General features: G+C 71.3%; 23 protein-coding genes. 10 read left to right on the forward strand and 13 right to left on the reverse strand.

The window, feature by feature from the left end; translation table 11 throughout:
* Positions 1–49 precede the first annotated feature (49 nt).
* Positions 50–682 (reverse strand): AAA family ATPase, encoded by a 633-nt coding sequence (locus LNK82_RS29015; protein ID WP_230567909.1) that lies wholly within the window; start codon positions 680–682, stop codon positions 50–52.
* Positions 683–692: 10 nt separating this feature from the next.
* Positions 693–1535: a helix-turn-helix domain-containing protein gene (locus tag LNK82_RS29020; RefSeq protein ID WP_230567908.1), complete on the reverse strand. Its 843-nt coding sequence runs from the start codon at positions 1533–1535 to the stop codon at positions 693–695.
* Positions 1536–1610: 75 nt separating this feature from the next.
* Here LNK82_RS29020 and glyA point away from each other — a divergent pair, with 75 nt between their 5' ends.
* Genes glyA through LNK82_RS29045 form a run of 5 tightly spaced genes read left to right on the forward strand, consistent with a single transcriptional unit; the run spans position 1611 to position 5943 of the window.
* Entirely contained in the window at positions 1611–2927 is a 1317-nt protein-coding gene (gene glyA, locus LNK82_RS29025) for a serine hydroxymethyltransferase (protein WP_230567907.1), read from the forward strand.
* Complete coding sequence (locus tag LNK82_RS29030) at positions 2924–3169, forward strand: P-loop nucleotide/nucleoside kinase family protein (protein WP_230567906.1); 246 nt, start codon at positions 2924–2926, stop codon at positions 3167–3169. The genes glyA and LNK82_RS29030 overlap by 4 nt, the downstream gene beginning before the upstream one ends.
* 29 nt (positions 3170–3198) lie before the next feature.
* Entirely contained in the window at positions 3199–4254 is a 1056-nt protein-coding gene (locus LNK82_RS29035) for a winged helix DNA-binding domain-containing protein (RefSeq protein WP_230567905.1), read from the forward strand.
* A 43-nt stretch (positions 4255–4297) separates the two neighbouring features.
* On the forward strand, positions 4298–4819 hold the full coding sequence (locus LNK82_RS29040) for a TetR/AcrR family transcriptional regulator (protein WP_230567904.1): 522 nt from the start codon (positions 4298–4300) through the stop codon (positions 4817–4819).
* Positions 4816–5943: an FAD-dependent monooxygenase gene (locus tag LNK82_RS29045; RefSeq protein WP_230567903.1), complete on the forward strand. Its 1128-nt coding sequence runs from the start codon at positions 4816–4818 to the stop codon at positions 5941–5943. Before LNK82_RS29040 ends, LNK82_RS29045 begins: the two co-directional genes overlap by 4 nt.
* 310 nt (positions 5944–6253) lie before the next feature.
* On the opposite strand, the gene LNK82_RS29050 is transcribed toward LNK82_RS29045, so the two are convergent.
* From LNK82_RS29050 to LNK82_RS29065, 4 genes are all read right to left on the reverse strand, one after another.
* Positions 6254–7432 carry a coiled-coil domain-containing protein gene (locus tag LNK82_RS29050; RefSeq protein WP_230567902.1) on the reverse strand — a complete coding sequence of 393 codons (1179 nt, stop codon included), beginning with the start codon at positions 7430–7432 and terminating at the stop codon, positions 6254–6256.
* 139 nt (positions 7433–7571) lie between these two features.
* On the reverse strand, positions 7572–8951 hold the full coding sequence (locus tag LNK82_RS29055; RefSeq protein ID WP_230567901.1) for an aminotransferase family protein: 1380 nt from the start codon (positions 8949–8951) through the stop codon (positions 7572–7574).
* A gap of 34 nt (positions 8952–8985) precedes the next feature.
* Complete coding sequence (locus LNK82_RS29060; RefSeq protein WP_230567900.1) at positions 8986–10563, reverse strand: GMC family oxidoreductase; 1578 nt, start codon at positions 10561–10563, stop codon at positions 8986–8988.
* 133 nt (positions 10564–10696) lie between these two features.
* A complete protein-coding gene (locus tag LNK82_RS29065) occupies positions 10697–12061 on the reverse strand; it encodes an FAD-dependent oxidoreductase (RefSeq protein ID WP_230567899.1) in 1365 nt (454 codons plus the stop codon).
* A 219-nt stretch (positions 12062–12280) separates the two neighbouring features.
* Between LNK82_RS29065 and LNK82_RS29070 the strand changes: the two genes are divergently transcribed.
* Together LNK82_RS29070 and LNK82_RS29075 are read left to right on the forward strand one after the other, a co-directional pair.
* Entirely contained in the window at positions 12281–13462 is a 1182-nt protein-coding gene (locus LNK82_RS29070; RefSeq protein ID WP_372470505.1) for an acyl-CoA dehydrogenase family protein, read from the forward strand.
* Between the two features lie 94 nt (positions 13463–13556).
* Entirely contained in the window at positions 13557–14012 is a 456-nt protein-coding gene (locus tag LNK82_RS29075) for an SgcJ/EcaC family oxidoreductase (protein ID WP_230567898.1), read from the forward strand.
* 295 nt (positions 14013–14307) lie between these two features.
* On the opposite strand, the gene LNK82_RS29080 is transcribed toward LNK82_RS29075, so the two are convergent.
* The 6 genes from LNK82_RS29080 to LNK82_RS29105 all read right to left on the reverse strand — a co-directional run bounded on the left by LNK82_RS29080 (position 14308) and on the right by LNK82_RS29105 (position 19113).
* Entirely contained in the window at positions 14308–14772 is a 465-nt protein-coding gene (locus LNK82_RS29080; protein ID WP_230567897.1) for a peroxiredoxin, read from the reverse strand.
* Positions 14773–14797: 25 nt separating this feature from the next.
* Complete coding sequence (locus tag LNK82_RS29085; protein WP_230567896.1) at positions 14798–15280, reverse strand: SgcJ/EcaC family oxidoreductase; 483 nt, start codon at positions 15278–15280, stop codon at positions 14798–14800.
* A 38-nt stretch (positions 15281–15318) separates the two neighbouring features.
* Positions 15319–15795: an SgcJ/EcaC family oxidoreductase gene (locus LNK82_RS29090; RefSeq protein ID WP_230567895.1), complete on the reverse strand. Its 477-nt coding sequence runs from the start codon at positions 15793–15795 to the stop codon at positions 15319–15321.
* Positions 15796–15981: 186 nt separating this feature from the next.
* Positions 15982–17139 carry an epoxide hydrolase family protein gene (locus tag LNK82_RS29095; RefSeq protein ID WP_230567894.1) on the reverse strand — a complete coding sequence of 386 codons (1158 nt, stop codon included), beginning with the start codon at positions 17137–17139 and terminating at the stop codon, positions 15982–15984.
* A 35-nt stretch (positions 17140–17174) separates the two neighbouring features.
* Complete coding sequence (locus LNK82_RS29100; RefSeq protein ID WP_230567893.1) at positions 17175–18353, reverse strand: acyl-CoA dehydrogenase family protein; 1179 nt, start codon at positions 18351–18353, stop codon at positions 17175–17177.
* A gap of 97 nt (positions 18354–18450) precedes the next feature.
* Complete coding sequence (locus LNK82_RS29105; protein WP_230567892.1) at positions 18451–19113, reverse strand: winged helix-turn-helix transcriptional regulator; 663 nt, start codon at positions 19111–19113, stop codon at positions 18451–18453.
* A 133-nt stretch (positions 19114–19246) separates the two neighbouring features.
* On the opposite strand from LNK82_RS29105, the gene LNK82_RS29110 reads away from it, so the two are divergent.
* From LNK82_RS29110 to LNK82_RS29120, 3 genes are all read left to right on the forward strand, one after another.
* Positions 19247–19906, forward strand: a complete 660-nt coding sequence (locus tag LNK82_RS29110) for a DUF899 domain-containing protein (RefSeq protein WP_230567891.1) — start codon at positions 19247–19249, stop codon at positions 19904–19906.
* Positions 19907–19973: 67 nt separating this feature from the next.
* Entirely contained in the window at positions 19974–21416 is a 1443-nt protein-coding gene (locus LNK82_RS29115) for a DHA2 family efflux MFS transporter permease subunit (RefSeq protein ID WP_230567890.1), read from the forward strand.
* A gap of 219 nt (positions 21417–21635) precedes the next feature.
* A complete protein-coding gene (locus tag LNK82_RS29120) occupies positions 21636–23072 on the forward strand; it encodes an aldehyde dehydrogenase family protein (protein ID WP_230567889.1) in 1437 nt (478 codons plus the stop codon).
* A 58-nt stretch (positions 23073–23130) separates the two neighbouring features.
* Here the strand turns inward: LNK82_RS29120 and LNK82_RS29125 are convergent.
* Positions 23131–23371: hypothetical protein (locus LNK82_RS29125; RefSeq protein ID WP_230570136.1), on the reverse strand; the 241-nt coding region annotated here is incomplete at its 5' end.

Raw genomic sequence — 23371 nt, forward strand, 5'->3', positions numbered from 1 at the left:
CTCGACTGAGCGAGCGGCGCGGCCACCGACCGCGACGTTCCGCACACCCCTAGTCGAAGCGGATGTGCTTCACCGAAGTCCACGTCCGCCGCACCCGGCCGCGCAGCCTGCCGTCGGTGTTCGGCGCCAACGTGAGCCCGGCCGACGCCGCGACGCGGTCCGCCACCTGCGCCACCGTGAGGTGATCGGTCCACACGTGCTCGGCGAACTCCGGCTCGCGGAGCCGTTCCAGGCAGCGGTCCAGCACCCGCATCGCGAAGCTCTCCCGCCGCAGCGGCGCGTCCTTGCCGAGCACCACCCGCGCCGCGTGCCCGAACCCGCGTTCCCACAGCCGCCGCACCACCGTCTCCCGCTCGGCCAGCAACGCGAAGTGCCGCACGTCGTGCCCCCGGTCGCGCAGCCCGCCGACGATCTCCCGGAAGTACGCGGGCTCCACCACCGTCATCGGCACCACGATCACCCCGTCGTGCCCGGTCGCCACCCGGTCCAGCACCTCGACCACGCCCCGCCGCCACGACACCAGGTCCTGGAAGTCGCCGCGCAGCGCCCGCGGCGTCATCCGGTGCAGGGCGAACCCGACGTGCTCGGGATCGCTGAGGAAGCTGCCCGGCAGCCGCCGCCGGATCTCGTGCGCGGTCTGGGTCTTGCCGCCGCCGAACGGGCCGTTGATCCACAGGAGCACGAGACCGACCCTACTGACGCCGCGCCAACCGGACGAGCTTGAGCGCCAGGTGCAGCTCCAGCCGGGCGCCGCCGTCGGCCAGGTCGCGGCCGGTCAGCTCGGCGATCCGACCCAGCCGGTAGTACAGGCTGGTGCGGTGCAGGTGCAGGCGTTCCGCCGCGGCACGCACCTCGCAACCGCAGTCCAGGTACACCTCCAACGTCCGCAGCAGCACGTCCGACAACCCCGCCACCACCTCGTCCGGCGACGCGCCCAGCAGCAGCCGGTACGCGCCGAGTTCGGACCACCGCACCCGATCCGGCAACGCGGGGTCCAGCCGCGCCAGCTCCGCCGCCGCCAACGCCTGCTGGTAGGCCGCGGCGGTCCGGTCGGGCGGGTGCGGGTCGCTCACCCCGACGTGCCCCGGCAGGTCCGGCAGCGCCTCGGCGGCCGGCACCGTGCGCACCACCCGCGGCTCCAACGCCACCACCACCCGCACCGGCGTCCGATCACCGACCGGCACCTGCGCCGCCAACGCCGCCAACCGCTCACCCAGGTCCAGCTCCGGCACGTCGCCGAGCACCCACAGGTAGCCGACCAGCACCCCGTTGTGCCGCAACGGGAAACCCACCCGCTGCCCGAACCCCAACGCCGCGTTCCCCGGCACCCGCACCGGCCCGGTCGCGGTCGCCAGGCCGTGCTGCTCCTGCCACGCCGCGACGTCCGCCGGCACCCGCCGGGCCAGGATCGCCCGCACCCGCGCCTGGTCCACGTCGTCGGTCTGGGCGCTGTGCGCGACCACCCGGCCCGCCACGTCGTCCACCGACACCCCGCGTCCCAGCACCCGGGACAGCTCGTCCAGCAGCTCCTGCATTCCGACAACTGTAGGAACAACTCCAGTCCCCGGACGGTCGCCCCACCCGACGCCCACGCCCTAGCGTGATCGACCGTGACGAACAGCAGGATCGCACCCTGGGCCTCCCCGCAGGCGCAACGCAGGCTCGCCGAGGTCGAGGCCGCCGTCTCCGCCGACCTGACCGCCGCCGGCGTCGCGGCCACCGTCCGCAAGGCCCTCGAAGCGCACGCCACCCAGGTCGACGACGACGGGATCGTGCTCTACGCGGGCACCAACGTGCTCAGCCCCACCGCCGCGGCGGCCGTGCGGGCCACCGTGTCCAGCAGGCCGAGCATGGGCTGGCCCGGCGAGAAGTACCAGGTCGGCCTCGACCACCTGGACACCCTCGAAGTCCTCGCGCCGATGCTCGTCGCGTCCCTCATGGAAGGCCGGTTCGCCGAGGTCCGGCTGCAGAGCGCCACCCTGGCCAACCTCGCCGTCTACACTGCGTTCGCCCGCGCCGGCGACAAGATCGCCGTGCTGCCCGAGTTCGCCGGCGGCCACGCCAGCCACCACGCGCAGGGCGTGCCGGCGATCCGCGGCCTCACCGTCGTCGACCTGCCCTACCTGCCCGACGAACTCGACCTCGACTACGGGACGCTGCCCGGGTTCCTCCGGGTGCACCGGCCGCGGATCGTGGTGATCGGCGCGAGCCTGATGCTGTTCCCGCACGACGTCGCCGCGGTCCGGGCGGCGGCCGACGAGGTCGGCGCGATCCTCGTCTACGACGCCTCCCACATGGCCGGGCTCGTCGCGGGCAAGGAGTTCCAGCGGCCACTGCACGAGGGCGCGCACCTGATGACGTTCTCCACCTACAAGTCGTTCGGCGGACCGTCCGGCGGCTGCGTCGTCACCCGCGACCCCGAGCTCGCCGAACGCGTCTCGAACGTCGCCTACCCCGGCATGCTCGCCAACTACGACGCCGGACGCCTCGGCGCCCTCGCCGTCACCGCCGCCGAACTGGCCGAACACGGCCCCGACTACGCGCGCGCGTGCATCGCCAACGCCCAGGCGCTCGGCGCGGCACTGGCCGACAACGGCTTCGACGTGGCCCGCCACGACGGCGTCCACACCCGCTCCCACCACCTCGCGATCGACGCCCTCACCCTCGGCGGCGGCGACGCGGCGGCCGTGCTGCTCGGCGAGGCCGGCGTCTACCTCAGCGGCATCAGCCTGCCGTGGCAGCGCATCGACGAAGGGCTGCGCGGCCTGCGCATCGGCACCCAGGAGATCACCCGCCGCGGCTTCACCCCCGAACACCAGCCCGGCATCGCCGCCCTGATGCGCCGCGCCCTGATCGACCGCGAGGCACCCGACCGGATCCGGGCGGACGCCATCGCGCTGCGCCGTGAGGTCAACGGGTCCCCATGACCGGCCGGCCCGGCTGCCTCGTCATCGTCTGCGGGCTTCCCGGCAGCGGCAAGACCACCCACGCGCGGCGACTGGCCGCGGAACGGCACGGCGTCCGGCTCTCACCCGACGAGTGGACGGCCGCGTTGGGCGTCGACAGCTGGGCGCGTCGGTGGAACTGGTGCACCTCGAGCCGCCGCCCGACGGGCTGTCCGGACGACGCGGAGATGCGCCTCTACGACCGCAGCTATCGAGGACCGTAATCGTCCGCGATAGCGCCTAGCCTGGTGTCGTGATCGAGAAGCTGACGACCCGGGCGTTGAACCGGGCGACCCTGCAGCGGCAGCTGCTGCTGGACCGGGTGGACCGGACCGCGTGCGACGTGGTGGAGCACCTGGTCGGCATGCAGGCGCAGGAGCCGTTCTCGCCCTACTACGGCCTGTGGTCGCGGATCCGGTCGTTCCAGGCCGACGAGCTGGGGTCGTTGCTGCTGGACCGGCGGGTCGTCCGGGCGTCGCTACAGCGTGGCACGATCCACCTGGTCACCGCCGCCGACCACGGCCGGTTCGAACCGCTGCTGCGGCCGTTCCTGCACCGACGGTTCGCGTCCTCGCCGTTCGGGTTCGTTATGGACGGGCTCGACGTCGAGGAGTTCGCCGAGGCCGTCACCCCGCTGCTCGAAGAGCCGCGCACCCGGCGCGAGATCGGCGACCTGCTCGCCCCGCGGTGGCCCGACCGCGACGCCAACGCGCTCGGTTACGCGGGCAGCTTCCTGGTGCCGACCGTGCAGGCGACGCCACGCGCGGTCTGGGGCAGGTCCGGGGCGGCGAAGTGGACGACCGCCGCCCGGTGGCTCGGCCCCGCCGGGCCGGCCGCGCCGATCGAGGAGTTCGTGCGCCGCTACCTCGCCGCGTTCGGCCCGGCCTCGGTCAAGGACGTGCAGACCTGGGCCGGCATGAGCCGCCTCAAGCCCGTGGTCGAGGCGATGGACCTGCGGGTCTTCACCGACGAACGCGGCCGGACGCTCTACGACGTGCCGGACGCGCCCCTGCCCGACCCCGACACGCCCGCGCCGGCGCGGTTCCTGCCCGAGTTCGACAACGTGCTGCTCGGCCACGACGACCGCACCCGCGTCATCTCCGACGAGGACTACCGGCGCGGGATCGTCATCGGCGGCAAGCCGACCCTGCTGGTGGACGGCTTCGTGCACGGCACCTGGAAGCAGGCCGCCGACGGGCTCGACATCGAGGTGTTCCGGCCGCTGACCCGTGCGCAGAAGGCCGACGTGCAGGCCGAAGGCGCCCGGCTGCTGGCGTTCGCGGGCGTGAGCGGCGACGTCCGACTCTAGATTTGGACGATCGTCCAGTACGATCGTCCAGTACGATCGTCCAATGACGGTTCGGGAACGGCTGCTGCGCGCGGCCGCGGAACTCATCGCCGAGAAGGGCTGGGGTGCGGTGAGCACCCGGGTGCTCGCCGAACGCGCCGGCGTCGGATCCGGCGTCGTGCACTACCACTTCGACTCCACGCAGGCCGTGCTGGTGCAGGCCGCCGTCGGCGCCCTGCGGTCCGCCGTGGACGGTCTCGCGTCGGTGCTGGAACGCGCTTCGACACCGTCGGACGCCTTGGCGCTGCTGCTGGGCGCGTTGGACGGACACGGCGGGCAGGAACTGTTCACCGAGACGTTCCTCGCCGCGACCCGCAACGACGAACTCCGCCACGCCGTCGGCGAGGTGCTGGTGGACTTCCGCCGCACGCTCGCCGCGTGGCTGGAATCGCGCGACGTGCCGACACCGGAGGCCACCGCCGCGGTGCTGGCGGCGGCCGTGGACGGCGTGCTGCTGCACCGCGCCCTGTCACCCGACCTGTCGGCGGACGTCGTCGTGCCCGTGCTGGGGAGGGTGCTGCGATGAAGGTCCTGATCAGCGGGGCCGGGATCGCCGGACTGGCGCTCGCGCACCGGTTGGGGACGCTCGGGCACGAGGTCGTCGTGCTGGAGCAGGCCGCCGGGCCCCGCACGTCCGGGTACATGATCGACTTCTTCGGGCCGGGCTACGACGCGGCCGAGCGGATGGGCGTGCTGCCGCGCCTGCTCGACCTCGGCTACCGGGTGCAGGAGGCCGCGTACGTCGACGCGCGGGGACGGCGGGTGGCGGGGCTGCGGTTCGACCGCATGGCACGGGCGGTGAACGGACGGCTGGTGAGCATCATGCGACCGGACGTCGAGCGCGCGTTCCGCGAAGACCTGCCCGCCGGCGTGACGCTGCGGTTCGGCGCCCGCGTCGTCGGCGTCGAGGACGGCCCGACCGGGGTGCACGTGCGGCTGGCCGACGGGTCCACGGCGTCCGGTGACCTGCTGGTCGGCGCGGACGGCGTGCACTCGGCGGTGCGGCGGCTCGTGTTCGGCGACGGGCACGTGCGGTACCTGGGGTTCCACACGGCGGCGTTCACGTTCGACGACCCGTCGGTGCACGAACTGGTCGCCGGGCGGTTCTGCGTCACCGACACCACGAGCCGCCAGGTCGGGTTCTACGGGTTGCGCGACGGACGGGTGGCGGCGTTCACCGTGCACCGCACGCCTGCACCCGACCTGCCCGCCGACCCGCGCGCCGAGGTCGTCCGGGTGTACGGGTCGCTGGGGTGGGTCGTGCCGCGGGCGTTGGACCGGTGCCCGGAGGACGTCTACTACGACCAGGTCGCCCAGGTGGAGCTGCCGAAGTGGTCGTCCGGGCGCGTGGTGCTGGTGGGTGACGCGTGCGGCGCGGTGTCGTTGCTGGCCGGGCAGGGCGCGTCGCTCGGGATCGGCGGGGCGTACGTACTGGCCGAGCACCTGCACGACCTCGCCGCGTACGAACGCGCGTGGCGGCCGGTCGTGGCGGCGAAGCAGCAGGTGGCACGGTCGGGCGCCCGCTGGTTCCTGCCCGCGTCGCCGTGGCGGCTGCGGGCCCGTCGGGTGGCGATGAGGCTGTCCGGCCTACCCGGCGTCGACCGGGTGGTGGCGACGACCCTGGTGGGCAAACCGGTCACCCTCGGCTGAGCCGAAAGGCCGGGACAACACCGCGACACCGCGCCTACGATCGCGACACGACGGACACCCCGGACCAGTCGCCGGTCGGGGACGGCCGCGAAGGTCGTCGGCGTGCTGTCCGCCCTGGCCATGGCCGGGCTCGTCGTCTACGGGGTCGTGGTGAGCGGCTCCTGGCGGCTGTCCGTGATCATCGCCGTGTGCGGCGCGGTGGCGGTTCTCGTCGTCGTGGGCATGGCCGTCTCGTCACGCCGAACGGGTCGAGCGGTCGGACGACGTGGACCCGGCCACCCGCGCCTGGGCCGTCGTCCACTGACCCGCCTCAGGGTCGTTGCGCTCGCAGCGCGTCCAGTTCGGCTTGCAGGCGGTCGAGTTGGGTTTCCGCGCGTTCGGCCCGGACGAGCGTCTGGGTGCGGGCTTCCTCCAGGGCGGCGAGGCGTTCGCGGGCGGCGCGTTCGGCCTGGTCGAGTTGGGCGCGGTGGGTTTCGCGCTGGTCGGTCAGCTCGGCTCGGGCGCGGTCCAGTTCGGCGCGGGCGTCGTGGGCGGACTGCTCGGCGCGTTCGGCCTTGATCCGCGCCTCGTTCGCGGCGTCGGCTTCGGCGCGTGCGGCGGCTCGGGCCTGCTCGACGCTCGTCCTGGCCTCGGCGACGGCTTGGTCGACGCGGCTCTGCGCGTCCGCTCGTGCTTGCTCGACCTGGGTCCGGGCTTCGGCGTGGACGCGGTCGACCTGGGCTTGCGCGTCGTGCCGGGCTTGGTCGACCTGGGCTTGGGCGTCCGCGCGGACCTGCTCGACTTCCCGCACCGCTTGCCGCCGTGCCTGTTCGGCGTGGGTGACCGCGTCGGCCTTCGCCTGGTCGACCTGGGTCTGGGCGTCGCGTCGGATCTCGTCCACGGCTGCCGCGGCTTCCACGCGGATGGTGGCGATCTCGTCCTCGGCCCGTTGCACGGCGGCGTCGGCTTCGGCGCGTGCGGCGTCACGTTGGGCGTAGGCGGCTTCGGCGTCCTGTTCGGCTTGTTCGGCGGCGCGCACCGCGTCCTCGGTGGTGGCTTCGGCGGCCTGTCGGGCCTGTTCGGCGTCGCGCCGCCGCCGTTCCGCCTTCGCGACGGCGGCCTCCGCCTCGGCGACCCGCCGTGCGGCCTCGGCCTCGACCGCCTGCACCTGGCTTTCGGCCACGCTCGGGTCGGCGATCGCGGACAGCTCCGCCACGGCCCCGGTCAACGTCGTCGACAGCTGCTCGGTCAACACCCGGAACCGCTCCAGCAGTTCCTCGGCCCTGATCTTGCCCGCGGTGATCCCCTGCGGGCCTTTCGTCACGGTGACGACCTCCTGCTCGCCCTGCGCCGCCTGCGCGAGCCGCTGCCGTTCCCGCCACGCCCGCCACCGGGTGTGTTCCGGCAGGTCGCAGTACTCGGCAGGCCGCCCCGGCCCGGTACCCCGGAACACCGGTCGCGTGCAGCCGGGGTAGTTGCAGGTCAGCGCGGAGGTCTCCGTCGTCGTCACCGCAATAGCGTAGCACTATTCCGTTTGAGCAAACGTTATAGGTCGCAACGCAACGCTACTAACGGAGAAATCCTGGCTTCCGATAAGTGAACCTTATCGGAAGCCAGGATTTCGGACCGTTGTCACCGTCCACCCCGGCTCAGCCGGCGATGGTGCCGTCCGGACGGAGGTGGGTCACCACGTCGACCACCGCGGCGGTGGCGCGGGCCATCTCGGCCTCGCTGATCACCAACGGCGGCGCCATGACCAGCATCGAGCCGTAGGGGCGGGCGATGACGCCGTGCCGCTTGCGGATCTCGAAGGCCACCTGCTCGACCGGTCCCCACGCCATCGGCTCGCGGGTGGTGCGGTCGGCCACGAGCTCCAGACCCGCCAGCGACCCCACGATCCGCAGGTCGCCGACCGCGGGCAGGTCGACCACGGGCGCCAGGCCGGTGCGGGCCCAGTCGGCGATCATGCCCGCCTTGGACAGCAGGTTCTCGCGCTCGATGATGTCGATCGTCGCCAAGCCGACCGCGCAGGCCACCGGGTGGCCCTGGTAGGTGTAGCCGTGGAAGAAGCCGCCGGTGCTCAGCAGCGTCTCCGACACCTCGTCCGACATGACCGTCGCACCCAGCGGCACGTACCCGCCGGCGATGCCCTTGGCCAACGTGATCATGTCGGCCTGCATGCCCCGCCCCGGCGAGTCGAACCACGAGCCGATGCGGCCGTACCCGGTGACCACCTCGTCGGCGATCAGCAGGATGCCGTGCCGCGTCAGCAGCTCCCGCACCCGCGGCCAGTAGTCCGCGGGCGGTTCGAGCACGCCGCCGGCCGCCATCACCGGCTCCCCGATCATCGCGGCCACGTTGGTCGGGCCGAGGCGCTGGATCGTCTGCTCCAGCTCGTCGATCAGGAAGTCGGTGGTGTCCCGGCCGCCGTAGAGCTCCGCTGCCCGGTAGGGGTGGGGCGGCGACACGTGTTCGACGTGCGGCAGGTTCGGCCCCACCCCGATGTGCACGGGCGGGAAGCCGGTGGCCGAGCCGCTGCCGTAGGCGGTCCCGTGGAACGAGTAGTGGCGCGAGATGATCCACGTGCGGTCCGTGTCGCCCCGCCGGTGGTGGTAGAGCCGTGCGGCCTTGATCGCCGTCTCCACCGCCTCCGAGCCGCCGCTGGTGAAGAACACCCGGTTGAGGCCCTCGGGTGCCAGGTTCGCGATGCGGGACGCGAGCCTGATCGCCTTGTCGTTGGTGAACTCCAGCAGGCTGGTGAAGTACTCGATCTCGCCCATCTGCTGGGCGGCGACCTCACCGAGCTCGCGGCGCCCGTGGCCGAGGTGCGAGTGCCACACGCCGCCGCCCGCGGCGTCCAGCATCTCGTTGCCCTTGGCGTCCCAGACGGTGCAGCCCTGGCCGCGGACGATCACCACCCGGTCGGTGATGTCGCCTCGCTGCATGGAGCGGAACAGGTGCCTGCGGTCGAGATCTTCCAGTTCGGTCGCCACGTCGGTCAACGTCGGGACCTCGGGGGTAATGGTCAACACTCCTCCTCAACTCCGGTCGGCGGATGCCGAGTCACGCCGTGGCGAATGCCTGGCCCTCGGTCAGCGGCGCCTTGCCCAGCACGAGGTCCGCGGCCTTCTCGCCGATCGCGATGGCCGACGCGTTGGGGGCGCCGCGGCCGACGGTCGGCATGACCGACACGTCGGCCACGCGAAGGCCCTCGACGCCGATCACCTTCAGCTCGGCGTCGACGACCTTGCCGATGGCGCAGGTGCCGGAGCCGTGGAAGATGGAGTGGGTGTAGCCGCGGACGTACGCGCGCACGTCGGCTTCGGAGTCGGACTCCGGGGCGTGGTACCAGTCCTTGGTGAACCGGGCCAGGGCCTTCTGCCGCGCGATCTCCATGCCGATCCGCGTCGCCGCCACGGCCGTGACGAGGTCGTCCTCGGTCTGGTAGTAGTTGTGCTGGATCTTGGGTTTCGTGGTGGGGTTGCTGGAGTCCAGCGTCACCGCGCCCCTGGCCTGTTGCGTCAGCAGCACGGGCCCGTAGGTGATGGCGTGCCCGGTGGGCAGGCCGAGACCGCTGTCGGCGAACATCATGGGACCGGAGAAGAACACCGCGTCCGGGGCGGCGAGGCCGGAGCGGGTGCGGACGTAGCCGCCCGCTTCGGGGCCGTTGGAGGTCATCGGCCCGGTGCCCTCCTCCTCGAACTGCTTGACGTACTGCGGCTGCTCGGCGATCAGGGTGCTGACCGGCTCGTCGTGGGCGAAGATCAGCGGGACCAGCGGGTGGTCCTGGAGGTTGGCCCCGACCTGGTCGTTGGCGTGCACGACCGGGATGCCGAGCAGCCCGAGGTGGTCGGCGGGCCCGATGCCGGAGTGCATCAGCAGGAACGGCGAGTTGTACGTGCCGGCCGAGAGGATCACCTCGCGGTTGGCGTGGACGGTGAGGTTCTCGTCGTACCGGCGGCCGGCGACACCCACCGCGCGGCCGTTCTCGATGACGATGCGGTGCACCTGGAAGTTCGTCTGCACGGTCAGGTTCGGCCGGTCCATGGCCGGGTGCAGGTAGGCGACCGCGGTCGAGCACCGGCGGCCGTTGCGCTGGGTGAGCTGGAAGTAGCCGAAGCCGTCCTGCGACTCGCCGTTGAAGTCGTCGTTCGACGCGAACCCGGCTTGGGCCGCGGACTCGAGGAACGCCTCGGACTGGGTGTTCTTGCTGCGCCCGTCCGACACGCTCATCGGGCCGCCGGCGCCGTGGTAGTACGAGGCGCCGCGCTCGTTGTCCTCGGAGCGCTTGAAGTACGGCAGCAGTTCGTCGTAGCTCCAGCCGGGCTGGCCCCAGCCGTCGTAGTCGAGCTTGTTGCCGCGCAGGTACAGCATGGCGTTGATCGAGCTGGTGCCGCCCAGGACCTTGCCGCGGGGCAGGAAGATGCGCCGCCGGTTGAGCTGGGGCTCCTCGTGCGAGTCGTAGTCCCAGTCCACTGAGGTCCGGAACAGGTCGCCGAAGGCTACGGGGACGTGGATGGTCTCCAGGTCGTCCGTGGGACCGGCCTCGATCAGGCAGACGGTGACATCGGGGTCTTCGGACAGCCGGGCGGCGAGCACGCAGCCCGCCGACCCCGCTCCGACAATCACGTAATCGTACATCCGGTCCTCCTGATATCCGCCTTGCGGCGGCTTGGGTGTGCGAGGGTCGTCCAGGCGCGGTGATCCTCGGAGAGTTCGGCCCGGCTCACGTCCGAACGGCCGATGTGGACGTACCTGCTTGCGCGGTCACGCCCTAGCGCAACCGCTCCAGGGAAGAAGGAGCGGAGTCGAGCGCGGGGGTGCGCGGTGTGCGCAGCACCCGCAGCACCATCGCGGGTTTCATCAACGCCTGCGGTGGGTCAACCAGGCCCGCCACGCGCAGGAACGCCTCCGAGAGCCCGGGGTCGTGCGTCGCGGCCACTTGGAGGCGGGCCATGAAGGCGTTGCTCATGCGGACTTTCAGCGTGCGCTTGCCCGCCACTCCGGGGAACGCGAGGTCGCCGCCGGCCGCGATCTCCCACGGCACGTCGACGACGGACTTGATGTCGCCGAAGTACTTCAGCGGGTTCGGCGCCCGGCCCGCCGACAGGTGCTCGGCGAGCACCAGCGCCTGGAGCGCGGCCACCGCCATGCCCTGCCCGTAGACGGGGTTGAACGAGCACACCGCGTCGCCGAGGACGAGGAAGCCCTCGGGGAAGCGCTCCATCCGCTCGTAGCGGCGGCGCTGGCTCGCCGGGAACTGGAACATCACGGGGTCGCTGAGGGGTTCGGCGTCCCGGATCGCGTCGTAGATGTCGGGCACAGGCAGGGACTTCGCGAAGGCGAGCATCCCGGCCGGGTCGGTCGGCGGGTGGTCGCCGAGGGTGCCGGTCAGGGACAGCAGGCCGAGGTCCCCGCCGAGGGTGTGCAGGAACGCGCCGCGCGGGTGCTTCGGGGTGGCGACCGGGTTGATGGACATATCGCCGCGCAGCGGGTCGGTGTGCCAGCGGTACTTCCGGCTGGTGTAGGCCAGTCCGACCTTCACGCGGTCCTCGGGCACGCGCGGGTAGCCCATCGATTCCAGCCACGCCGGCGCGCGTGAGCCGCGGCCGGTCGCATCGACGACGAGGTCGGCGTCGATCTGCTCGGCCTCGGCGCCGGGTTGGCGGCGCTGCACGCGTGCCGCGCGGACGACGCCGCCTTCGGCGACCAGGCCGACGACGTCGTGGCCTTCGCGGAAGGAGACGTTCGGGATCGCCTCGACGCGTTGCCGCACGTGGTGTTCGAGGACCGGGCGGGCGATGCCGACGAGTCGCAGGCCGGTCGGCGCGGCCTTGATGCGGTAGCCGTTGAAGGACCACCGGACGTCGCCGCAGAGGTCGCCGACGGGGATGCCGTCGTCGACGAGGCCGGCGAGGAAGCCGGGGAACAGCTCTTCCAGGATTTCCTGGCCCCTGGCGAGGAGGCCGTGGGCGTGGCGTCCCTGCGGCACACCGCGCCGAGGGTCTCGCACGTCGGACAGCTCGTCGCGGTCGACGATGACGACGTTCTCGTACGCGTCGGACAAGACTCTCGCGGCGAGCATGCCCGCGATGCTTCCGCCCAGCACGACCGCGCGACCACCGATGTAGTTGCCCATGTGGACATCGCTCCTCGTCAGGGGGCGGGACGACAACATGCTCACAGTGGGGGCGTGACCTGCGCATCTTCGACGTTGCGGAGGCCGGACCCGGAGAAGAGGGCAATTCGAGAGATGCGTCCGGTTCGTCCCCGAGGCCAGGATGGTCGTCGACCGTCGCCTGTCCGTCGATGGCGGACTCACGATGCGCCTATGCGGGGTCTTATCGAGGAGGACAGGGTGACCATCGTGCAAACACCTACTCACACCGAACTGGTCCAACGCGCCACCGACCTGGTTCCGTTGCTGCGCAAGCATTCCCGGTGGTCCGAGGAGAACCGCAGGCTGCACGACGACGTCATCGCGGGGCTCGAGGAGGCGGAGTTCTTCAAGCTGCGCAGGCCGGTCCGCCTCGGCGGGTTCGAGTCGCCGGCGCGGACCTTGGTCGCCGTCTCCACCGAGCTCGCCCGCGGTGACGCCGCGGTGGCCTGGAATGCCCAGGTGTGGTGGATTCCTCTCTGGATGGTCGGTTTGTTCCCCGACCACGTCCAGGACGAGGTGTTCGCCACCGAGAACGTGCGGGTGTGCGGGACGCTCAGCCCGAGCGGCATGCTGACGCCCGTCGACGGCGGCTACCGGGTCAACGGCCAGTGGAGCTTCATCAGCGGCGCGCTGCACAGCCACTGGCAGGAGCTGATCGCGCTGGCGCCGACGCCGGACGGCGGTATGCAGCCGATGCTGGCGCTGGTCCCGATGCGGGACGTGCGGATCATCGACGACTGGAAGACTTCGGGACTTCGCGGTACCGGCAGCGTGTCGACCGCGGTCGAGGACGTCTTCGTGCCCGCGGACCGGGTGCTCCCGCTGTCGGCGGCCGTGACGCTCGAGCACGCCTCCGTGGCGAACGCCTCGTCGCCGGTGTGGAAGGCCCCGTTGAACGCGGTGGCCGCCGCGTCGACGGTGGGTGTCCTGATCGGTCTGGCGCGTGCGGCGATCGAGGTGTTCCTGGACCGCTTGCCCGGCCGCCGCATCACCTATTCCGACTACGAGAGCATGCGAGAGGCCCCGATCACCCACCTGCAGCTGGCGAAGGCCGTGCTGAAGGCCGACCAGGCGGAGTTCCACGCCCGGCGGGTGGCGGACCTCGTCGATTCCAAGGGCGCCGGCGGCGAGCCGTGGACGATGGAGGAGCGCGCGCAGTGCCGTGTGGACGTCAGCGCGGCGTGCGACCTCGCCACCGAAGCGGTCGACGTGCTGTCCCGCGCGGGTGGCGGCTCGTCGATCTACGACGAGGTCCCGGTGCAGAAGATCGCGCGCGACATCCACGCGGTGGGCCTGCACGCCCTGGTCTACCCGCCGACCGCCTACGAGCTGTACGGCCGGATCCTCAGCGGCCTCGAGCCCAACACCCTGTACGTCTGATCCGCCGGGGTGAGCCGATGTTCGGCCGGGTGTCCCCGCCTCGCGTCCGTCAGGTCGCCTGACCAGTCCCACCTCTACGCAGAAAGGCACAGCTATGACGGAGAAGGCATCGTTACTGGTCGCCCAGGCCAAGCAGTGGGCGACCAACTACGGCGACTACACGCTCGGTGAGGAGGGGACGGCGCTCACGGTGGCGCTGCGCTTCCGCGGCGCGTGGGACTCGAACGACCCCGCGGCCGTGGCCGAGGTCTTCGCCGAGGACGGCGTGATGGTCATCGGCGACCTGGCGCTGGCCGGCCCGAAGGACATCGCCGCGTACCTGGAGGAGGTGTTCGCCGGCGGTTACAAGGGCAGCACGCTGGTCGAGCAGCCGGTCGAGGTGCGCATCATCGCGCCCGGTGTCGGGTTGGCGGTGCTGGAGGGCGGCGTGCTGCTGCCCGGTGAGACGGAGGTCGCGCCGGAGCGGGTGATGCGCTCCACGTACGTGGCGGTGCGCCGGAACGACGAGTGGAAGCTGCTCAACCAGCAGACGAGCCCGATGCGGGGCTGATGCCGGACCGCGACCGCGCTGTCCCCCTCGGTGGGGGCGGCGCGGTTTCGCTTGTGTGGGGACGGTGCGTCTCCGCCGGCACTGGCGCGGTGTCGCTCGTGCAGCGGGCCACGCGGTTTCGCTTGTGCGGTTTTCGTTGGTGCGGGACGGTTCGCCGACCACCTCGGGGGTCCGGGTGGTCCCGCGGCACGCAAAACGCGTCGCCGACCACCTTCCGGTGGCCGGGCGACCGACGGGGAACACGTCGGGGGTTAAGGCGGGCACTTACCGACGCGTCGGGAAGCAGGACGTGGGATCAGGCGGTCAGTTCCGCCACCGCCTTCTTCCACTTGGCCTGGTCGCGCACCTCGCGGGGACCGTTGATCTCCGCGAAGCGCACGACACCCGATGTGTCCACCAGGAACGTGCCGCGCATCGCGATCCCGGCTTCCTCGATGAGGACGCCGTACTTCCTGGCGACCTCGCCGTGTGGCCAGAAGTCCGACAGCAGGGGGAAGTCGTACCCCTGCTGCTCGGCCCACGCCTTCAGCGCGAACGGTGTGTCGGTGGAGACACCGATCACCTGCACGTCGTTGTTGGCGTACTCGCCGATGTCATCCCTGACCCGGCACATCTCGTCCTGGCAGATCGTGCTGAACGCGAACGGGTAGAAGACCAGGAGCACGTTCTTCTCCCGCCACAGCGACGACGCCGTCACCACTTCGCGGTTGTGGTCGCTCAGGGTGAAATCGGGCGCCGGCGAACCGACCTCGACCGCCATGGCTCACCTCTCGTCGTGCGGGTCGTCAGCCCTTGAGGGGGCTGCTCTGGTGGGAGAACAGCTTCAGGCCGCCGTCGGCCTGCTTGACGATCACCCAGGTGACGCGCACGGCGCGCTCCGGTGCGGTCGTCGACTCGCCGGCGAGCTGGATGCCGCCCTCGCTGATCACCATCGCGGTGGTGTCACTGAGGAACTTGATCTCCAGTGGGCCACCGCGGACCCGGGCTCCCTTGAGACCACCGCGGAAGCCCTCCGCCATGTACTGGCGGATCTCCTCACGACTGGTGAGCTGGGTGTCCTGCATCAGCAGGCTCCCGTTCTCGGCGAACGTGTCCGCGAACATGTCGGCGTCGTTGCGCTCCCAGGCCTCCTGGATGCGCATCGGCACGGTCAGCACCGCCTTCTCGTCCTCGGCGGTGAAGCCCCGGTAGTAGGACGTGTCCTCGTTGATCCCCGCCTCGGCGAGGAGCTGTGAGGCGTTGCCCCACCCCTTGGTCGCTGTGGGCATTTCTGGCACTCCTTGGTTCGCTCCGAACTACCGGCTGGTTACCAGCGCAGGGTCGCGCCGTCGCCCCGAGGGCTGTTCTGGTAGCCCGCGAGCCGCCACTCGCCATCCTGCTTCACGCACACCCACGTCGACCGCACCGCGAGCTCGGGCGCGATCTCGGTCTCGCCGGGGGCGAGGATGCCGCCGTGCGTGCGCAGCAGCGCGACGTCGTCGGAGACGAAGCGGACGTCGACCGGGTTGCCGGTGACGCCGGTGCCCTTGAACGGGCCCGAGTAGGCCGCCTGCATGAAGGCGCGGATTTCCTCGCGCCCCTTCTTCAACACGTCGCCCGGCAGGATGAGGATGCCGTCCTCGGTGAAGGTGTCCGCCACGCCGGCGGCGTCGTTCTTCGCCCACGCGCCGACGAGGCGCAGCGGAACACCGAGGACTTCCTTCTCCTTCTCGCTGGTGAACGGACCGTAGTACGAGTTCAGCATCGCCTCGCGATCGACGACACTCGATGCCGTGCTGGTCATCGGTGACTCCTTGTTGCTAGGTGGACGGCGGAAGGAACAGGTCCCGAACTGGGGCGGGACCTGCCGCCCACGAGGGTGGAAAGAGCGACACGCCGCTGGTTCACGACCGTCCGTGCCAGTTCGGCAGCCGCCCTGTCAATCATCTCCGCATCCTTGTGGACTGCCATCTCCACGCTTGCGCAGACCTCAACCTTGCTTCAGCTTGCGGCGGAATTCCCGCAGGTCCCCGATGAACAGGTCGGGTTCCTCCATCGCGGCGAAGTTGCCGCCGCGGTCATATTCGTTCCAGTGCACGATGGTGGCGAACTCGCGCTCGGCGAACCGGCGCACCGGGACGAACGGGGGCTCCGGGAACACCGCCACGCCGACGGGCACCGACAGCGGGAAGTACCGGCCCGCGTTGGGCCCGATGGGCAGGAAGTCGAAGCTCTCGTAGTAGAACTGGGCGGACGAGCCGCCGGTCCCGGTGAGCCAGTAGATCGTGACGATGTCGAGGATGCGGTCGCGGTCGACGGCGTCCTCGGGTGCGGTGGTGGTGTCCGCCCAGTCCATGTACTTCTCGACGATCCACGCGAGCTGCCCGACGGCGGAGTCGGTGATGCTGTAGGCGACCGTGTGGGGTCGCGTCGCCTGCAGCTTCATCGACCCGGACAGGATGTCGACGAACCGCTGGGAGCGCGCCATCCGGCGGCGGTCCTCGTCGGTCAGCCCCTCCAGGTCGGCGGGGTCGTCGCTCGGTGCGGTCACGAGGGTGTTCACGTGCACTCCGAGCACGTGCTCGGAGTCCTGCAGGCCCTGCACCAGGGCGACGCCGGAACCGAAGTCCGCGCCCTGCGCGATGTACTGCTCGTAGCCCAGCTCGCTCATCAGCTGCGCCCACGCGGCGCCGACGCGCTGCGTGTTCCAGCCCGCCTCGGCGGGGCCGGAGAAGCCGAAGCCCGGCATCGAGGGGATGACGAGGTGGAAGGCGTCGGCGGGGTCGCCGCCGTGCGCGCGCGGGTCGGTGAGGGGGCCGAGGACGTCGACGAACTCCACGACCGAGCCGGGCCAGCCGTGCGTGATGATCATCGGCACGGCGTCGGGCTCGGGCGAGCGGACGTGCAGGAAGTGGATGTTCGCCCCGTCGATCGTGGTGGTGAACATCGGGGTGGAGTTCAAGCGCTCCTCGATGCGCCGCCAGTCGTACTGGGTGCGCCAGTACTCGGCGAGGTCTTTGAGGTAGTCCACGGGGACACCGCGGTCCCAGCCCGCCTCGGGCAGCCCGACCGGCCACCGGGTGTTGGCGATCCTGGCTTTCAGGTCGTCGAGGGCACTCTGCGGTACATCGATCCGAAACGGCTTCATACCTGCTCCACAGCGGTTCGTTGTCGACGGGTCGATCACAGGTAGGGAGTGTTGGGTTCCAAACCGCACAGGACGCGGCCGTACAGCTCGATGTTGGTCCCGGGGTGGGTCAGCGCGTGGATGGAGACCGCGTGCACGTCGCGCTGGACGCGCGTGATCGGCACCTCGCGGAAGATCGACGAGCCGCCGCTCGCCATCGCGATGATGTCGACGGCCTGCTTGCAGAGCTGGGCCACCCGGCCGAGCTGCACGCGAGAGCGCACGCGCTCCTGCTGCGTCCACTCCTCGTTGGTGCGCATCTTCTCGGTGATGAGGTCGGCGAACAGGTGCGCGCGGGTCTCGGCTTCCTCGATCAGCAACGCCGCCTCGCCGACCTGGAGGTGGGTGACCGGGGCCTCGCGCTGGCTGGTGTAGTCCGTGTAGGTGATCGAGCGGCCGTCGAGGCGGTCGAGGAAGGTCTCGAGGACGTACTTCGCGGAGCCGATCAGCTGGCCGGCGGTGGCGGCCGTGGAGGTGACGAGCATGGGCACCTGGTAGCCGGGCTTCACCTTGTTCGTCTCGGACTTGCACTGGTCGGTGAAGAAGTCCATGGTCGCGATGACCCGCTCGGCGGGCACGAACACGTTCTCGGCGACGGTGGTGACGCTGCCCGAGCCCGGCAGGCCGTTGGTGTGCCAGTCGTCGACGATGCGGAAGTCCGGCACCGGGATGAGGGCGGTGACCGGGCCGCTGCCGTCGTCGGCCATGGCGGCGGTGATCTTCCAGTGGCTGTGCAGGACGGCGCTGTTGAAGCGCCAGCTGCCGTTGAACAGCCAGCCGCCGTCGACCCGGGCCGCCGTGCCGCCCAGGGCGAGGGTGCCGCACACGCGGGCGTTGGGGTTGGCGCCGAAGACCTCTTCCTGGACCGAGTCGGGCCACAGGCCGGCCATCCAGTTCAGCAGGGCCCACACCGAGACGCAGAACGCGGCGGAGTTGTCGCCCTTGGCCAGTTCGGCGTGGACGTCGACCAGGCTGCGGGCGTCGCTCTCGTAGCCGCCGTACTGGGTGGGGAGCTGCATCTTCAGCAGGCCCGAGTCCTCCAGGGCGGCGATGACGTCGTCGGGGAGCCGACGGTTCTCGTCGATCCACAGCGATCGCTCTCGCAGCAGTGGCACGACGTCGGCCGCCCGCTTGACGAGTTCGACGCGCGACGGCGTCTTGGTCTGCAACACCATGTCCTCCCGAGTGCCTCGGCCCGACCAGCCGGTGACGCATAGGAGCATGTGCCGCAAGGGGTCTATAATGCATCTCCCAAATTGCGGGGATCGTTGGTCACGCCACGGAGACGTCGATCCCGGAGACGGCGGCCAGCAGTGCGCGTCCGGCGGCCTCGTCACCGCTCAGGACGACCTGTCCCGCGGTGATCGCCGAGGCCACGTCCACTTCGCCGGCCATCAGCGCGCCCAGGGTGTTGCTGTCGGTGTGGACGGTGGCGTCCAGCGGACCGGTCGCCTGGCCGCGGGTGACGCGTACGGCGTCACGAACCGTGACGGTGAAGGCGTCCTGGCCGAGGTGGACCTCGAAGACGCCGCCGGCGGGCCCTGCGGAGGCGGGGTCGAGCGCGCCGAGCACCGACAGCATGAGCGAGTCCGCGCGCAGCTCGCCCTCGGGCCGCAGCACGGGCGACCGCGCGCCCCACATGCCCAGCGCTATGACGATGGGCTCCAGCTCGGCGCCCCACTCGGTCAGCTCGTAGACCCGCGAGCCCGCCGGCGGGGGCAGCGTCCGCTTGCGGACCACGCCCGCCGCCAGGAGGGCGTTGAGGCGGGTCGTCAGGACGTTGGGTCCCGCGCCGGTGAGGCCGGTCTGGATGTCGGTGAACCGCTTCGGACCCAGCAGCAGGTCACGGACGATCAGCAGCGCCCACCGCTCACCCAGCACGTCCAACGCGTGCGCGACACCACACCGGTCACCGTACCTGCGCCTGGTTGCCACACGGCCGAGTGTACCCCGTTCACTCCTGAGTGGGAGTGTAGCTACTCCTTATTTAGGAGTAGCTGCTACTGTGTCCCCGTCCACGCCTCGCCGGCGTGCGCCAGTCGAAGAAAGCCGAACCACAGGAGTGCTCATGAAGCTGCCGCCGATCGTCTCCGCGCGGGAGTGGGAAGCAGCTCGGGAGGAGCTGCTCGTCGAAGAGAAGAAGATGACCCGCGCGCTGGACGCCCTCGCCGCGCGCAGGCGTCGGATGCCGATGGTGGAGTTCGACACGGACTACGTCTTCGAAGGCGTCGACGGGAAGAAGAACCTCGTCGAGCTGTTCGACGGGCGCCGCCAGCTCATCGTCTACCACTTCATGATGGAGCCGGGTTCGGACCACCGCTGCCCCGGCTGCTCGGCCACCGCCGACAGCACTCCCCACCTGGCCCACCTGCACGCCCGCGACACCACGTACGTGCAGACCTCGCCGGCGCCGGTGTCGCAGTTCGAGCCCTACCGCGTGCGCATGGGCTGGGACATCCCCTGGTACTCGACCATGGGCAGCGGCTTCGACGCCGCCTGCGGCGTGCACGGCGGCGCGGGCCTGAGCGTCTTCCTGCGCACCGACGACGACCGCGTGTTCCGCACCTACTTCACTGCGGCCCGGGGTATCGACAACCTCCGCAACGACCTCGTCCTGCTGGACCTGACGCCCTACGGGCGGCAGGAGACCTGGGAGGACTCGCCCGAGGGCTGGCCGCAGACGCCCCCCTACCAGTGGTGGCGGCTCCACGACCAGTACGACGCCTGACCGCAGTACCTGAGAAACGGAGTTCCGATGACGCGGACCGCGTCTTACCACAGCCGGGAGTTACGCCATGAGGTCTGATTCAGCCGCAACGCAGCGCCCGGCCCGCCCGGGCTGGACGCTGGCGCTCGTCGCGGTGGCCGCCTTCCTCACGTCGCTGGACGTGATGGTGGTGGTGACGGCCATCCCGACGATCCGGCAGGACCTGAACGCCAGCCTCGCCGATCTCGAGTGGACCATCAACGCCTACAACCTGGCGTTCGGCTGTCTGATGCTGACCGGTGCGGCCCTGGGCGACCGGTACGGCCGGATGAGGGTCTACGTGATCGGCCTGGCGGTGTTCACCATCGCCTCGGCGATGGCCGCCGTGGCGCCGACGGTCGGCATCCTGATCGTCGCCCGCGTCCTGCAGGGCGTGGCGGCGGGCATCGCGATCCCGGTGAGCCTGACGCTGCTGTCCGACGCCTACCCGCCGGAGAAGCGGGGCATGGCGATGGGCATCTGGGGCAGTGTCTCGGGTCTGGCCGTCGCGGCCGGTCCCGTGGTCGGCGGTCTCATCACCGAGGGCCTGTCCTGGCACTGGATCTTCTGGCTGAATGTGCCGTTCGGCATCGCCGCCACCGTGCTGTCCGCGGTGCTGCTGCGGGAGAGCTACGGCCCGCGTCCCAAGCTGGACCTCGTCGGCCTGGCGCTGGCGTCGGTCGGTTTGTTCGGGCTGGTGTGGGCCGCGGTCCGGCAGCCCGCCCTGGGCTGGGGCAACGCCGAGGTGCTCCTGTCGATCATCATCGGCCTGGCGCTGCTCGTCGCGTTCGTGTTCTGGGAGAAGCGCGTCGAGCACCCGCTGCTGCCGATGGAGTACTTCCGCATCCGCGGTTTCACCATCGCCAACGTCTCGGCGTTCTTCCAGCACTTCGCCCTGATCGGCGCGCTGTTCATGCTGGGGCAGATGTTCCAGGAGGGCCTGGGCAACGGCCCGATGGGCACCGGTCTGCGGCTGCTCGCGTGGACGGCCATGCCGCTGCTGGTCGCCCCGATCGCGGGTGGGTTCGCCGACAAGCTGGGCAACCGGCCGTTCATGGTCGGCGGCTTGCTGCTGCAGGGTGTCGGCCTCGCGTGGATCGCCGCGGTGGCGGCGCCGGACACCGGGTACGGCGCGTTCATCGTGCCGCTGATCCTCGGCGGTATCGGCATCGCGATGTGCCTGCCGACGACGATCAACCTGGTGTTCGCGTCCGTGCCGCAGAACGACGTCGGTGTCGCGTCGGGCGTGAACAGCTCGGTGCGCGAGATCGGCGGCGTGTTCGGTGTCGTGGTCCTCGGCGCGGCCTTCGCCACCTACGGCGGCTACGGTGATCCGTCCACGGCCATGGACGGCTTCCAGGCCGCCTTCGTGGTCGGCGCGATCGCCTCGGTGGTCGGCATGATCGCCGCGGTGTTCGCCCCGGGCAAGAACCCCGCCGGCCAGTCCGCCACGCCGGCGGCCGAGCCCGTCGGCGTGGAGACCGCCAAGTAAGAACGACGGTGCGTGCGGTGGGTGCGCGGGGGCGCGGGACCACCGCACTCCCGAAGAAGCGTCCCCGCGGCGTCCGGGGGGGGGGCCCCCCCCCCTTACCCCGGGGGGGGGGGGGGGGGGTGCCGGGGGCGCGCGCACCCACCGCATTCCCGAAGAAGCTTCCGCTCGGAGTCCTGGGGAGACTGTGCTTCCGATCGCGACGGACTGCGGAGGCGCGGCATGGCGACGAGGGATTCCCTGTACATCGGAGGGGAATGGGTCCGGTCCGGCGGGGGCACGGCGGCGGTGGTCTCCCCCGCCACCGGTGAACCGGTCGGCGCCGCACCCGTGTCAACGGCGTCCGATGTGGACGCCGCGGTCGCCGCGGCGCGGCGCGCGCTGCGCTCCCCGGAGTGGGGTGGCATCACCCCCGAGGAGCGGGCCGAACTTCTCTTGCGCTTCGCGGACGAGCTGGAGAAGAACGCCCACGACCGCGCGGCGTTGACCAGCGCGCAGAACGGTCTCCCGATCACCGTGGCCACGATGGCCGAGGGTTTCGCCCCGGTCGCCATCGTGCGCTACCACGCCGGTCTGGCCGCGACGACGCCCGTGGAGGACCGCCGACCCCGGGTCGACGGCGAGGGCGAGACCGTGGTGCGGCGCGAGCCGATCGGCGTCGTGGCCGTCGTCGTCCCGTGGAACTTCCCCCAGCCCCTGGCCATGTTCAAGGTCGCCGCCGCGTTGGCGGCGGGCTGCGCCGTGGTCCTCAAACCCGCCGAGCAGACACCGCTGGGCGCCTTGGAACTGGCGGCCGCCGCGGAGCGCGCCGGCCTGGCGGGCGCGCTGAACGTCGTCACCGGCGGCGCCGACATCGGCCGCCACCTCGTCGCACACCCCGGGGTGGACCGCGTGGCGTTCACCGGTTCGACACCCGTGGGCCGCGAGGTGGGCGAGGTGTGCGGGCGGCTGCTGCGCCGGGTGTCCCTCGCGCTGAGCAGCCGTTCGGCGGCCCTCGTCCTGGACGACGCCGACATCGCGTCGGTCGGCCGGTCGCTGGGCGGCTCGATCTTCATGACCAACGGCTACACCTGCTACGCCGGCACCCGCGTGCTGGTCCCGGCGCGTCACCACGACGAGCTGGTGGAGGCCCTGGCGGGGGTGGCGTCGTCGTTGAAGATCGGCGACCCCGCGGACCCGACGACCCAGATGGGCCCGATGGTGTCGCAGGCCCACCGCGCCCGCGTGGAGTCCTTCGTGTCCGCGGGCCGGGCGTCCGGCGCGACCCTGGCGGCCGGCGGCGACCGCCCCGACCTGGACGGCGGCTGGTACGTCAGCCCCGCGGTGTTCGGTGACGTGGAGGGCTCGTCGCCGATCGCCCGCGAGGAGATCCTGGGCCCGGTCCTGACCGTGACCCCGTACCGCTCGTTGGAGGAGGCGGTGGCGATCGCGGAGGACTCGGAGTACGGGCTCAGCGGCACCGTCTGGACCTCCGACGTGGACCGGGGCCTGGAGGTGGCGCGGACCGTCCGAACGGGAGCGATGGGCGTCAACTTCGTCGACCTGGACCTGGGCGCGCCGTTCGGCGGGCTGTCCGCCAGCGGCCTCGGCTACGACCTGGGCCCGGAGGGCTTCGCGTCCTACTCGACCTTCAAGTCGATCTTCCTGCCCCGCCGCTGAGCCGGTCCGATCGGGACGGTCCCGTCGTGCGCGCCGCGCACGGCGGGACACCCGGTGATCAGGCCGTGTCGGGGAAGTCGCCCAGCAGGCCGTCGGGGACCTCCAGCAGCCGGGTCAGGGCGTCGGTGTGCCCGGCCAGGCGGCGGCAGATGCCGTTGGCCCGTTCGGGCAGGTCGAGCACCTGCTCGGCCGTGAGCAGCCCCTTGGCGAGGTACCAGCCGGCGTGGGGGGCGCCCCCCGCCCCCCCCCCCCGCTCGGGGCGGGGGGGCGGCCCCGGGCGCGGCACCGACCGCCCCGCC

This window comes from Saccharothrix luteola, assembly GCF_020859565.1.
In the GTDB taxonomy this organism is placed as follows: domain Bacteria; phylum Actinomycetota; class Actinomycetes; order Mycobacteriales; family Pseudonocardiaceae; genus Actinosynnema; species Actinosynnema luteola.

Coding starts and splice junctions, on each gene's coding strand:
- LNK82_RS29060 (WP_230567900.1), bottom strand. CDS start 10,563: ATGTACGATTACGTGATTGTCGGAGCGGGGTCGGCGGGCTGCGTGCTC.
- LNK82_RS29020 (WP_230567908.1), bottom strand. CDS start 1,535: ATGCAGGAGCTGCTGGACGAGCTGTCCCGGGTGCTGGGACGCGGGGTG.
- LNK82_RS29075 (WP_230567898.1), top strand. CDS start 13,557: ATGACGGAGAAGGCATCGTTACTGGTCGCCCAGGCCAAGCAGTGGGCG.
- LNK82_RS29065 (WP_230567899.1), bottom strand. CDS start 12,061: ATGGGCAACTACATCGGTGGTCGCGCGGTCGTGCTGGGCGGAAGCATC.
- LNK82_RS29030 (WP_230567906.1), top strand. CDS start 2,924: ATGACCGGCCGGCCCGGCTGCCTCGTCATCGTCTGCGGGCTTCCCGGC.
- LNK82_RS29090 (WP_230567895.1), bottom strand. CDS start 15,795: ATGACCAGCACGGCATCGAGTGTCGTCGATCGCGAGGCGATGCTGAAC.
- LNK82_RS29040 (WP_230567904.1), top strand. CDS start 4,298: ATGACGGTTCGGGAACGGCTGCTGCGCGCGGCCGCGGAACTCATCGCC.
- LNK82_RS29095 (WP_230567894.1), bottom strand. CDS start 17,139: ATGAAGCCGTTTCGGATCGATGTACCGCAGAGTGCCCTCGACGACCTG.
- LNK82_RS29120 (WP_230567889.1), top strand. CDS start 21,636: ATGGCGACGAGGGATTCCCTGTACATCGGAGGGGAATGGGTCCGGTCC.
- LNK82_RS29100 (WP_230567893.1), bottom strand. CDS start 18,353: ATGGTGTTGCAGACCAAGACGCCGTCGCGCGTCGAACTCGTCAAGCGG.
- LNK82_RS29045 (WP_230567903.1), top strand. CDS start 4,816: ATGAAGGTCCTGATCAGCGGGGCCGGGATCGCCGGACTGGCGCTCGCG.
- LNK82_RS29080 (WP_230567897.1), bottom strand. CDS start 14,772: ATGGCGGTCGAGGTCGGTTCGCCGGCGCCCGATTTCACCCTGAGCGAC.
- LNK82_RS29110 (WP_230567891.1), top strand. CDS start 19,247: ATGAAGCTGCCGCCGATCGTCTCCGCGCGGGAGTGGGAAGCAGCTCGG.
- LNK82_RS29115 (WP_230567890.1), top strand. CDS start 19,974: ATGAGGTCTGATTCAGCCGCAACGCAGCGCCCGGCCCGCCCGGGCTGG.
- LNK82_RS29085 (WP_230567896.1), bottom strand. CDS start 15,280: ATGCCCACAGCGACCAAGGGGTGGGGCAACGCCTCACAGCTCCTCGCC.